Raw genomic sequence first — 12,877 nt, 5'->3', positions numbered from 1 at the left:
CCTCACCAACTAGCTAATCCCACTTGGGCCAATCTAAAGGCGAGAGCCGAAGCCCCCTTTGGTCCGTAGACATTATGCGGTATTAGCAGTCGTTTCCAACTGTTGTCCCCCACCTCAAGGCATGTTCCCAAGCATTACTCACCCGTCCGCCGCTCGTCATCTTCTAGCAAGCTAGAAATGTTACCGCTCGACTTGCATGTGTTAGGCCTGCCGCCAGCGTTCAATCTGAGCCATGATCAAACTCTTCAATTAAAAAGTTTTATGTCTTTCGACAGCTCAATGAATTCTGAATTTATTTAATATCTTTCGATATTGAATTGACTGTGCTGCAATTCTTTTCTTAAGTAAAACCTAAGTAAGTTATTGCTGTTGGTCACTCAGTTTCAATTGAGACTCTAAATTTGTTTGCCTCGTTACTTGCTCAATAAAGAACGAAGTAGCTTGGCTGTTAGAACTCAATCTGTACGAGTGCCCACACAGATGATTGCTTTATATTGTTAAAGAACGTTGCGATTAAAGCGTTTAACTTTATCTCGCTAGGGCTGCGCATACTACGCCTTCCTATTTTTTTGTCAACACTTAATTTTGTTAAACTTGAAAGTTTTCGAAACTAAGTTTTACTCGACTCACTAAGTAGCTCGTGCTTCGCTATGCGTTGCGCTCTGCCGTCTCAGTGGGGTCGCATTATAGGGAGATCCGAAAACAGATCAACCCTTTTTTGAAGAAAACTTGAAATAAATGACTGTTCGAACAAAATTACAACTAAACGCTCATTTTAACCACTAAAAACTGTGGTAAAGAGCGGTTTAACTAGTTTACTTTAAGTTTCCAACCACATTTTTTCTGATACTTAATCTCTTGATTTAGCTCACTTGCCATTAATGGGTGGTTTTTTAACCAATCGTTTTCAAATTGAATAGCTAACTCTTCATTTTCAGCTGTTATCTTAAAGTTAGGCAAGACATCATCTTGGCGGCGCATAGATAAAATGACGGCAACACGTAATAGTCGAACGATATACGTTGCAACGTTACTGTGCGCACCTAAATGATCTAAACATCCTTTTTGAAGGTCTGAACGATGGCTGTTGGCAATCGCAACGATCACTTTGTGTTCTGATTGCGAAAAACCTGGCATATCGGTATTTTCTAAAATGTAAGCGGTATGTTTGTGGTATTGCTTGTACTCTATTAATAAACCAATCTCATGAAGTTGCGCCACCGCATTTAAAAGCGGTAACCCACTTAATGCTTCTATCGGCCAATAGTGATTAACCTCGCTAGCTAATTGTAAAGCTAAGCCGGATACTCGCGATGCTTGCTTTTGATCCACATGATAACGATTCATAAAACCATCAATCGTACGTTTACGAATGTCGTTATTATGCAGTTCCGGTAGCATGCTATATAAAACACCTTCACGAAGCGCGCCACCCGCCAATCCCATTTGTTCTATTTCTAGTGACTCAAACAGTGCAATTAAGATAGCCAGCCCAGATACAAACACTAAACGTCGCTCTTCACTTAACCCTGGCAAGTCGAGTTCAGCTATAGTCTCATAAGCAATAGATTGTTGCTTAATGGTGTATAGCTTTTCAAGGGTGAGCATTTCATTTAAATTTTGTGCCACCATGATTTCTTGAATAGCTTGTACGGTCCCTGACGCCCCAGAGGCAAGTTGCCAACCAGCCGTTTTATACTCAGGCGCTATTTCATCAATAACAGCACGCGCGGCTTCAATAGCAGTATTAAAGTTTGCCTCATTTAACTGGCAATCTTTAAAGTAGCGTTCAAGATAAGTAACACACCCTATATTAAGACTTTTATAGTGACGTGCTTCAAAGCCTTGGCCAATCACCACTTCAGTACTCGCACCACCAATATCAATAACTAGCTGTTTGCCCGCACATGAAGAAGTGTGCGCAACTCCTTTATAAATAGTTCGCGCTTCTAGCTCACCACTAATAACATTAACTTTATGGCCTAATATTTTTTCAGCACGTAATTTAAAGTCGTCGGCGTTGGTTGCTAAACGAAGTGTTGCAGTGGCAACAATGGTGATGTTTTTCTTGGGAATATCTTGCAAACGTTCCGCAAACAAGGCCAAACACTCCCAGCCTCGTTGCATAGCCTCTAAGCTCAATAGATTATTATCATCAAGCCCAGCGGCGAGTCTTACTTTGCGTTTGACGCGACCTATTGTTTGCAAGCCACCCGCCACTGATTTGGCAATAAGCATATGAAAGCTATTTGAGCCCAAATCAATGACTGCATATACATTTTTTTGCGGTTTAAGTTGCCCCACCGTTCAAAAACCTCTAGTTACGAATACTATCAAACTAACGGTCGGTTAAGACCGTCCTTTTTGGTAACCATTATTTGGGCGACGTCCGTTGTTATTACTACGATTACGTGGACCGGTAGAAAAATTACGTTTTCTGTGAATAGTCGGCTTGGTCAAATCATCTAGCAATGCACTTTTATCGTAATGCGATAAAGGGATGCTGTGCTCGATGTACTCTTCAATTTCATGAAGGTTATAAGCATACTGCTCACACGCAAAGCTAATTGCATGACCCGAAGCGCCTGCACGAGCTGTACGACCAATACGGTGAACGTAATCTTCGCAATCATCAGGTAAGTCAAAGTTAAATACATGACTTACTTCTGGAATATGTAAACCACGCGCAGCAACATCGGTAGCCACTAAAAAGTCTAGCTCGCCTTTACTAAATTGCGCGAGTATTGATTGACGTTTCTTTTGGTTTACATCACCGGTGAGCATACCCACTCGATGTCCATCTGCTTTTAACCATGCATACACAGTTTCACAGCTGTGTTTGGTATTTGCAAAAACAATGGCTTTCTCAGGCCATTCTTCTTCAATCAAGGTTAACAACAGCTTAATTTTATCTTCTTGTGAAGGATGAAATAGCTCTTCTTGAATACGTTTACCCGTTTTTACATCGGGTTCTATTTGCACATGCTCTGGGTTTGTCATGTGTTCAAATGCAAGCTCTTGTACACGATACGACAGTGTGGCAGAGAATAATAAGTTTAAACGCTCTGATGTATCCGGCATACGACGGAACATATAACGGATATCTTTAATAAAGCCTAAATCGAACATACGATCGGCTTCATCTAGCACGACTACCTCAATTTCATTAAGGGTGTAACAGCCTTGCTTGTACAGATCTATTAGGCGACCTGTAGTACCAATTAAAATATCAACGCCTTTTTCTAGTTGTGCACGTTGTTTTTCGTAATCTTCGCCACCATATACTAAACCTAAGTTAAGATTACAGTGCGGCGCTAAAATTTTTGCATCTTTGTGTATCTGAATCGCAAGCTCCCGAGTTGGGGCCATGATCAGGGCTCTTGGATGTTTACTAGGTGCTTTGCTAGATTGTAATAACCGATGGCATGTGGCGGTTAAAAACGCCAACGTTTTGCCTGTACCTGTTTGTGCTTGGCCCGCAATATCGCGCCCTTCACAAATAAACGGTAGGCATTTAGCTTGAATGGGTGTGCAATATTCAAACCCACTTTCGGTTAACCCGGCAACCACTTCCGGTGCAATAGCAAAGTCTGAAAACTTTTTATCGGTCAAATGTGTCTTAGTCATAGCGTTTAAGCATAACGTTTAAACTTGCAATAAGAAACAAGAGTGTTTAAATACGCACTAAATATTTCGCCTAACTAAACCGGAGAGCGCAATGAGCGAGAAAATAATCCAAATTACCGACGATAGCTTTGAAGCTGACGTATTACAATCAGACAAACCTGTACTAGTAGACTTTTGGGCTGAATGGTGCGGACCGTGTAAAATGATCGCCCCAATTCTAAGCGAAGTTGCTGAGGAATTTGATGGCCGTGTAACGATTACTAAATTAAACATTGACCAAAACGCAGGTACTCCACCTAAATTTGGTATTCGTGGTATTCCTACACTACTACTTTTCAAAGATGGTCAAGTGGCTGCAACTAAAGTAGGCGCACTATCAAAAACACAATTAGTTGAGTTTTTAGAAAACAACATCTAAGTGTAAATTTATAAAAAAAGGGCGCTCAGCCCTTTTTTTATTATTTATTTTACAGAAGTACTGGACGCTGCAGTAATGACCTGCTAGTTTATAAAGCCAACTAATCCTTAGTTATATTCAACAAACCTCACTCAACGATCTAATAAAGCGATTTTGAGTATGACAACTGTAATAAAGAACCCACCAATATGCATTTACGCGAATTAAAAGACAAGTCTATAAAAGAGCTTGTAAACTTAGCTGAGTCCATGGGGCTCGAAAACGTAGCCCGCTTAAGAAAGCAAGACATTATTTTTGCTATTCTTAAATCCCATGCCAAAGGCGGAGAGAATATCTTCGGCGGTGGTGTATTAGAAATTTTGCAAGATGGTTTTGGCTTTTTAAGATCATCAGAAGCTTCTTACTTAGCTGGCCCAGATGATATTTATGTATCTCCAAGCCAAATTCGCCGTTTTAGTATGCGTACTGGCGACTCTATTTCAGGTCTTATTCGTCCGCCGAAAGATGGTGAGCGTTACTTTGCTTTACTTAAAGTAAACGAAGTTAATTTTGATAAACCTGAAAACTCTCGCACTAAAATACTTTTTGAAAACCTGACACCACTACATGCAAACGAACGTTTTCGTATGGAACGTGGTAACGGCAGTAAAGAAGATATTACCGCACGAGTTCTTGATTTAGCGTCACCCATTGGCCGCGGCCAACGTGGTTTATTAGTAGCACCGCCAAAAGCGGGTAAAACCATGTTGCTACAAAATATTGCGCAATCAATCACACATAACCACCCTGATGTTACATTAATGGTTTTACTTATTGATGAACGTCCGGAAGAAGTGACTGAGATGCAACGCCTAGTAAAAGGTGAAGTTATTGCATCAACATTCGATGAACCAGCATCTCGCCATGTACAGGTTGCTGAAATGGTTATCGAAAAAGCAAAGCGCTTAGTTGAGCACAAAAAAGACGTGGTGATTTTACTTGATTCAATCACACGTTTAGCACGTGCTTACAACACCGTTATTCCATCATCAGGTAAAGTATTGACCGGTGGTGTAGATGCTAATGCATTACATAAGCCTAAACGTTTCTTTGGTGCTGCACGTAACGTTGAAGAAGGCGGTAGCTTAACAATTATTGCGACTGCGCTTATTGATACCGGCTCTAAAATGGATGAAGTTATCTACGAAGAGTTTAAGGGTACGGGTAACATGGAACTACACCTTAACCGTAAAATTGCGGAAAAACGTGTATTCCCAGCTATCGACTTTAACCGTTCTGGTACGCGTCGTGAAGAATTACTTACTAAGCCTGATGAGCTCCAAAAGCTGTGGATTTTACGTAAGATAGTCCATGACATGTCAGAAATTGATGCCATGGAATTTTTAATCGATAAACTATCAATGAGTAAAACCAACGATGAGTTTTTTGATTCGATGAAACGTCAGTAATCTGAACGCTGGTGAAATAAACATTTTTAAATAAAAAAGACACCAGATGGTGTCTTTTTTATTTTTAGAGTAAATCAGCTTATCCGTATTGCTTAAGCAGTACCAGCAAGTCATTTACTAATGTTGTTAACTTTTGAGTGTTAATTTGTGACTGAAGTAATTCATCATCTAGTGCTTTTGCCACTAATGCTATTTCTTTAAACTCAAACATTTGTGCCGCACCTAAAACTCGGTGGCTATCTTTTTGCAGCGATTTATAATCTCCAACTTTAAAATGCTGTTCAATTAGCTCACTTTCTGTAATCAGGCTTTGTTTAAAACTCGCTACTAAATCACTCATATCTACATGGATACTTTCTGTCGATGAATCCTCATTTGCTGAGCTTAAGTATTTAGCTAAAACAGTGTAAAAAGATTCTTTGTCTATTGGTTTTGCTAAATAATCGCTAAAACCAAGTGATAAGTAGTGGTCAATCTCGTGGCTCATGGCATTGGCCGTTAACGCTAAAATAGGCTGCTCATAGCCACATTGTTTGAGTAGTTCAAACGCAGAAATACCATCCATAACAGGCATTTGAATATCTAAAAGCACCAAATCCGGATACAGTTTTAAACTTTGCTCTACGGCTTGCTCACCATTTTCAACGGCAATCACTTCAAGTCCTAGGGAGTGTAAATAACGACTGATCAGTTTGCGGTTATCACTGTGATCCTCAGCAAGCACCACCTTACCGGATAACAACCTATGCCCTGCAGCCGATTTAGCCTGCATATCATCGTGGCAAACTTGCTCTTCAACTTGTATACAAGGCAAATAGAACGAAAACTCACTGCCCTTCTTAAACTCACTCTGCACGCTAATATAGCCACCCATCATCGCTGCTAACTGCTGCGACAAACTCAAGCCCAAACCGGTACCGCCAAAACGTCGGCTAATGCTGTTATCTGCTTGACTAAAGCATTCAAAAATAAGCTTAAGCTGTGAGGAGCTCATACCAATTCCGGTATCTTGAATACAAAAGAGCAGCCCTTGATCCGTTTTGCTAACAGCAATTGTTACGTGCCCCTTATGAGTAAACTTAATGGCATTGGCGCATAAATTAATAAGTATTTGTTTTACTCGAGTTAAATCTAGCCGCGTAAAATAGGTATCACCTAACTGACTCTCTAATATCAGTGACAAGCCTTTCGCTTTAGTTTGTGGAGAAAACATAGCATGAACATCGTTGATCAATTGCACCATATCAAAACAGCTAATGTTAAGTTCTAGCCTGTTTGCTTCAATTTTACTTAAATCAAGCACATCATTAATCAGGCTTCTTAAATGCTCACTTTGTCGTTGTATTACCCTAAGCTCATCTTGTAATTGCTCAGCCTTATACTGACCACTAATAAGATCATCTGTTTGCGCCAAAATAGCGGTTAATGGCGTTCTAATTTCATGGCTTATATTCGCTAAAAACTGGCTTTTAACCTCGTTAGCTTCACGCAGCTCTTGCGCCACACTTTGCAACTCTTTGGTGCGCTGTTCAACTTGCTCGCTCAGCTTTAACTTCGCTTGTTTTTCTGTCCGGCGTTTATAAACAGCAATTACTGTAATTAAAATCAATATGGCAACAATCACTAATAAGAATGTCAGCTGTGAACGTTTAGCTATTTGTAATTCTTGTAAGTATTGTTGCTGTTTTAATTGTTTAATTTCTTGGTTTAGCTGATTTGATTCAAACTGAATTTGAAATTGACTGACCGCTTTTGAGGCTTCTTCGGTATTAACACTGCGCTGATAATCAACATACTGTTGATGCAAACTTAACGCTTTTTCATAATCCCCTAAGCTAGCATGGATCAGCGCTTCAACCCCCAAACCGTCTTTTATGCGCATGCCATTATTATACTCTTTGGCAAGCGTAATTGAACGCTCTGAGGTTTCTTTGGCATTTTCTGTATCGCCTTGCACAAATTGAACAGTCGATAACACGTGTAAGGCAGCCGCTAGTAACGACTTATTATCAGCCTCAAGTGCAAACTGTTGCCCTGCATTAGCATGATATAACGCGACATCAAATTTATTTAATTTAAGATTAATTGTGGCTAAATTGGTGTGCTTAGTCGAAAGCTGAAAGGCGTTATTAACACTTTGATAGTAGCGCAAAGCTAATTGGTTGTAATGCAACGCTAACTGGTACTGCCTCGATTCAGTGTACGCCACACCCATGTTACCGTATACCTGTGCAACCCCATCGTCATCACCAAGCTCTTGAAAAACTTTTAAAACCTCACGATACATCTCAAGCGCGGACTCATACCGAGAGAGACGAATATAAATACCGGCAATATTATGTAATATATCGGCTTTATCTTGTGCGCTCCCCTCTTTTTCATAAATGACTTTGGCTTGCTGATAATAATCGAGGGCTAGCTCCATGTTATACATATCAAAGTAAGCGAGCCCAATATTACTGAGTAAGTTAGCCTGTTTAATCGGGCTTTTAAGGGTAACGGCAATGTTTAACGCGCGATTATAATCAACGACCGCTTGTTGCACTAACCCTTGATAATAAAGCACCACGCCTTGCATTTTAATTGCACGAAAATAAAGTTTTGGCTGTTCTTTGAGGGTGCTATTCGCCTCTAGTAATTTAAAATACTTTAGTGCATTAGCTAAATCACTCTGTGTAAACGCCAGCTCCGCTAAGTCACTGTAAATGGTCACGCGTTGTAAATTTGGAAGATCAGGGTTAGCTAATATGTCTGTTGCAAGGCGGTGCTTTTTAGTCCATGTTTGCTCAAGATCGAACTGCTCAAACAAACTTGTCTGCTCATTGGATAAAGCGTCGTTTGATGCACCACTCAGTACAACCAAAAGACCAATAAAGCAGATGCGCTTTAACCGAGTCAGCATAAAAATATCCTTTAATCCTTGCTAGCCATAATAAAATGACACCCAAACAATATGTAAACATCTAATTTAGACCAATATAAAACAGGCATTCACGCCCACTCCTTGGGGTTTAATGTTACTTAGGTGTATGATAATTTGTTCAAGATACACCAATTAATAGATTGTAAACAATGCTTAACCCACTGATAGATGAGATTTTTGAACTATTAATCAATAATAAAGTGTGGATGGTTCATACTTTAGCATCGGAACTAAAAGAACGTGGGTTACTTGATACCTTAGCAGCTGATCCTGGGCGTGATTTATTTAAACGTAATTTTTTAATTATGAATGCACTTTATCAGTTACAGCAGCAAGTTATGCCAAAACAGCAGCTACTGATTAAAAGTTTACATATTGAGCTGGTAAGCGACCCTCGCCAAAACCAACTTCACCCAAACGATCCGCTGCGTGACTACTACTTAAACTGGCAAAACTTTGAAACATCAACAGCAGAAATTAACGCATTATTAGATAGCTTTTGGCAACGTTTCAGTAAGCCTAAACAACATGAAGCGCCTTTAAGTGCTCAGCAACATCAGCAATTAATCGCTCGCTGGCAATTAGTACAACCAATTACCTTAAAAACATTACAAAAGCGTTGGCGACAACTAGCCGTTCAGCATCATCCAGACAAACAAGGGGGTGATAATGAAGTGTTTAAACAATTAAAAATGGAATATGAGCAACTCAAGGCGAGCTGCTCATCTTAAAACGTAAAACTAGCGCGTCAGGCGACGAGCACGGATTTTACGCCCTTTAATATTGCCTTCGGTTAATTTACGTAACGCGGGTTTAGATGAGTTACGCTCTACCGCGACAAAAGCCACGTTATCAAGTACATTAATTTTACCCACTTGGCGCCCTGCTATACCATCTTTACCTGTTAATGCCCCTAAGATATCACCCGCGCGCACTTTTTGCTTTTTACCCGCATCTATCATCAATGTCACCATTTCTGGCTTGTAAGGAGGCTTATCTAATAGGTTATAAGATGGCATTGGCTCAGGGGTAAAATCACGCTCATAGTGGTCACCAATTTGCGCTACTTTAAATTGCTCAGCATCACCGTAAATAGAACACGCAATGCCTTTTTTGCCCGCTCGCCCGGTACGCCCTACACGGTGAACATGCGTTTGTGGATCATGCGCTAAGTGATAGTTAATTACCATGTCCATATCATCAATATCTAAGCCGCGTGCTGCTACATCGGTTGCCACTAAAATAGACGCACTCTTATTGGCAAAATGAATCAGTGTACGCTCACGGTCACGCTGCTCTAAATCGCCATGCAATGCAACGGCGCTGAAGCCTTCATCGGCTAAATCATCACATACTTGCTGTGTTTCTACCTTGGTATTACAAAACACCACACAACTTTGTGGGGTAAATTTAAGTAATAGTAATTTAAGGGTTGGATAACGTTGCTTATTATTATCCATTTTATAGAAGTATTGCTTGATAGTGCTTTTTTCTTGCTGCTCTTCTACTTTAATCATTTCAGGGTTGCTCAGAACACGCTTTGCAATGGCTTCGATTGATTTTGGAAAAGTCGCGCTAAATAACAATGTTTGACGATTTGTTGGAATACACTCAATTATGGCATCGAGGGTGTCTTGAAAACCCATATCAAGCATTTGGTCGGCTTCATCAAGTACCAGCGTTTCAACATCATCTAAGCGCAATGTACCTTTACGAATATGGTCGTCAACTCGCCCTGGTGTACCTACAATAATATGCGCACCATGTTCAAGTGAGCCAATTTGAGGACCAATTGATACCCCGCCACACAAAGTTAAAATTTTAATATTATGAATACCGCGTGCTAATTTGCGCATTTCAACAGCCACCTGCTCTGCAAGCTCACGGGTTGGGCACAGCACTAACGACTGGATACGAAAGCGTTTAACATTCAGCTTGGCTAAAACGCCCAGACTAAATGCCGCTGTTTTACCTGAGCCTGTTTTCGCTTGGGCAATAATATCTTTACCACTTAAAACAGGAGGCAGGCTTTGTGCCTGTACAGGAGTCATTTGGGTGTAGCCGAGTGTTGATAAATTATCAACTAACCCAGAAGGTAAGGCCAACGATGAAAAAGCAGTTGCAGTCACAGTAAATTCCATAGCAAAAAAATAACTTGAGAAAAGTCTCAATAAATATGCGGCTAATAATAGCAGATTTAACAATTAGCAACCATTAACAACGCACGATAAAAAGTGCAAATAAAGATATTGCAAATGATAGTTATTTTCATTAAGATCTGCGGCGTTTTACTATTCTAATAACTCTAAGCCGGAAGCTACTAATGAAACTTAACCCACTTTTTATCGCACTTTTAGCCAGTACCTCTGCAAATGTATTCGCTAACACCGCAAATATAGAGCGCATTGAAGTAAAAGGCAGTTACTTCAACGACTACAAAGTAGATAATGCCAGTGGGGCAATGAGAACCTCAACCTCATTACTCGATACCGCACAATCAGTCACTGTTATTACAGATACAATTGTAAATGAGCAACTAGCAACCACCTTAGGTGAAGTACTAAGTAACGATGCGAGTTTAACGCCAGGATCTAAGCAACGTAATCGTGAAGTATTTAACTTACGTGGTTTTGAGTTAAGTTCATCAACCGGCTACCTGCGTGATGGCCACCAGCATTGGTCGCACTATCAACAACCCATTGAAATTTTAGAGCAAGTTGAAGTAATTAAAGGACCATCGAGTATTTTGTACGGCCAATCGGGCCCTGGCGGCTTAGTAAATATGGTGACCAAAAAGCCAACCGCACAAACGTTATTTAATGCCAGTGCCGATGTCGATCAACATGGCTCAACTCGCTTTATGCTTGATGCTGGCGGCGCATTGACTGAAGCTGAAGATTTACGTGCCCGTGGCGTATTAGTAAAACAAGACGTTGAATACTGGCGTGAGTATCAAAACGGTGATAACCGCGAACGCGATCGTTTTTTAGGTGCATTAGTGGTTGATTACGATATTAGCGATAACGCCTTAGTACGTGTTCACTATGACCGTACCGATGACGAAGCAGGTCTAGATACGGGGGTTTGGATCGATAATGATGCTAATATCATTGGTAACGATAAAACAATTCGTGACATGTCTTGGGCCTTTACCGATATCACCGTTGAAAACATGGGCATTGATTTTATGGTGTTTTTAACCGACAACTGGCACGTAAATTTAGGCTACAACGAGCAAACATTTGAACGCCAACGCTTTGAGTCAGCACCACGTAAGCCAAGTGACTTTATCGAAGGCGATAGTTATCAGTCACGCCCTTACGATCGCTTTGATGATTGGCAGTTTAAAACTGCTTTTATCGACTTTATTGGCGAATTTGAAACCGTGGGTGTGCATCATCAATTACTTGTAGGCGTTAACTCACTGGATTATTACTATGGCCAATTACGCACATCTGCTGATACGATTAATTTTTCTGCCGGTCAAAATGAGCCTAATCGCCCTAATATAAGTTACAAATCAGATGATACTGTTAGCTCATCTGCCTACGACTACTACGGGATTTATATCCAAGATTTGATTTCGTTCTCGCCTAAATGGCAACTATCACTAGGTGGTCGTTACGATAAACAAAATAAAGAAAACAGCAATAACGAATCGTTCGTACCTAAGGTCGGCGTACTTTACCATCCAAATGCCTCAGCAACCGTATATGCAAGTTACTCGGAAGGGTTTGAGCCGCAAAACGAAACATTAGAAAATGAAAATGATGTTAATAATGGCATGAAACTCGATGCCATTACCTCTGAGCAACGAGAAGTTGGGGTTAAATGGCAACTGTTTGATGATCGATTAATGCTCAGCGGCGCCCTATTTGATATTAGTAAAACAGGCACCTTAGTGAGCGAAAATCTGATTAACCCTATTGGTGATATAACCAGCATAACCACGCAAGCAGGTGAACAACGCCATAAAGGCTTTGAACTTTCTGCACAAGGTGCTGCTACCGATCGTTTATTTGTTATGGCATCAACCATGTATTTAGATGCTAACTATGAACGAGATGAAGAATTAGAAGGTAAGCGCCCAACCGATGCACCAAAGTGGTCTGCCTCACTTTGGACCCGTTATGAACTCAACGACGCCATTGCTTTTAATGCCGGCGCTTTTTATGAAGGTGAACGTTTTGCCGATAATGCCAATACAGTAACAAAACAGGGATATACCCGTGTTGATGTTGGCGCAACCTACGCACTTAAGGTAAGTAATACAGATATTAACCTGCGTTTAAACATTGAAAACTTATTCGATAAAAACTACCTAGCCGGTGGTGGATTAAATAACGTGACGGTAGGTGAAGGCACAAACGTGCGTTTAGCAGCGCAATTTAGCTTTTAAATACAAACTTTAAAAACCCATAGCCCACCTCAATTTGAGGTGGGCTTTTTTTTGAACTGACT

General features: G+C 40.5%; 8 protein-coding genes and 1 rRNA gene. 4 read left to right on the top strand and 5 right to left on the bottom strand.

Going from position 1 to position 12,877, the window contains the following annotated elements; translation table 11 throughout:
* The 3 genes from ND6B_RS0119295 to rhlB all read right to left on the bottom strand — a co-directional run.
* A 16S ribosomal RNA gene (locus ND6B_RS0119295) occupies window positions 1–252 on the bottom strand; the annotation flags it as partial.
* 558 nt (window positions 253–810) lie between these two features.
* A complete protein-coding gene (gene gppA / locus ND6B_RS07750; RefSeq protein ID WP_033103680.1) occupies window positions 811–2,304 on the bottom strand; it encodes a guanosine-5'-triphosphate,3'-diphosphate diphosphatase in 1,494 nt (497 codons plus the stop codon).
* 45 nt (window positions 2,305–2,349) lie between these two features.
* Window positions 2,350–3,627 (bottom strand): ATP-dependent RNA helicase RhlB, encoded by a 1,278-nt coding sequence (gene rhlB / locus ND6B_RS07755; protein ID WP_010392673.1) that lies wholly within the window; start codon window positions 3,625–3,627, stop codon window positions 2,350–2,352.
* A gap of 91 nt (window positions 3,628–3,718) precedes the next feature.
* On the opposite strand from rhlB, the gene trxA reads away from it, so the two are divergent.
* The gene (trxA, locus tag ND6B_RS07760; RefSeq protein WP_013463750.1) at window positions 3,719–4,045 is read left to right on the top strand and encodes a thioredoxin TrxA; all 327 of its coding nucleotides are present in this window, start codon (window positions 3,719–3,721) and stop codon (window positions 4,043–4,045) included.
* 188 nt (window positions 4,046–4,233) lie between these two features.
* Entirely contained in the window at window positions 4,234–5,493 is a 1,260-nt protein-coding gene (gene rho / locus ND6B_RS07765; RefSeq protein WP_013463749.1) for a transcription termination factor Rho, read from the top strand.
* A 79-nt stretch (window positions 5,494–5,572) separates the two neighbouring features.
* On the opposite strand, the gene ND6B_RS07770 is transcribed toward rho, so the two are convergent.
* The gene (locus tag ND6B_RS07770; RefSeq protein ID WP_033103679.1) at window positions 5,573–8,395 is read right to left on the bottom strand and encodes a tetratricopeptide repeat protein; all 2,823 of its coding nucleotides are present in this window, start codon (window positions 8,393–8,395) and stop codon (window positions 5,573–5,575) included.
* 170 nt (window positions 8,396–8,565) lie between these two features.
* On the opposite strand from ND6B_RS07770, the gene ND6B_RS07775 reads away from it, so the two are divergent.
* On the top strand, window positions 8,566–9,147 hold the full coding sequence (locus tag ND6B_RS07775; RefSeq protein WP_024601995.1) for a DNA-J related domain-containing protein: 582 nt from the start codon (window positions 8,566–8,568) through the stop codon (window positions 9,145–9,147).
* A 9-nt stretch (window positions 9,148–9,156) separates the two neighbouring features.
* On the opposite strand, the gene dbpA is transcribed toward ND6B_RS07775, so the two are convergent.
* Complete coding sequence (dbpA, locus tag ND6B_RS07780) at window positions 9,157–10,545, bottom strand: ATP-dependent RNA helicase DbpA (protein ID WP_024601994.1); 1,389 nt, start codon at window positions 10,543–10,545, stop codon at window positions 9,157–9,159.
* Window positions 10,546–10,739: 194 nt separating this feature from the next.
* On the opposite strand from dbpA, the gene ND6B_RS07785 reads away from it, so the two are divergent.
* Window positions 10,740–12,815 carry a TonB-dependent siderophore receptor gene (locus ND6B_RS07785; RefSeq protein WP_033103678.1) on the top strand — a complete coding sequence of 692 codons (2,076 nt, stop codon included), beginning with the start codon at window positions 10,740–10,742 and terminating at the stop codon, window positions 12,813–12,815.
* Window positions 12,816–12,877: the final 62 nt, after the last annotated feature.

Source organism: Pseudoalteromonas sp. ND6B (genome assembly GCF_000764215.1).
Lineage (GTDB): Bacteria > Pseudomonadota > Gammaproteobacteria > Enterobacterales > Alteromonadaceae > Pseudoalteromonas > Pseudoalteromonas tetraodonis.
Note: the sequence above shows the minus strand (reverse complement) of the source record. Positions and strands in the feature narration are given on the sequence as shown.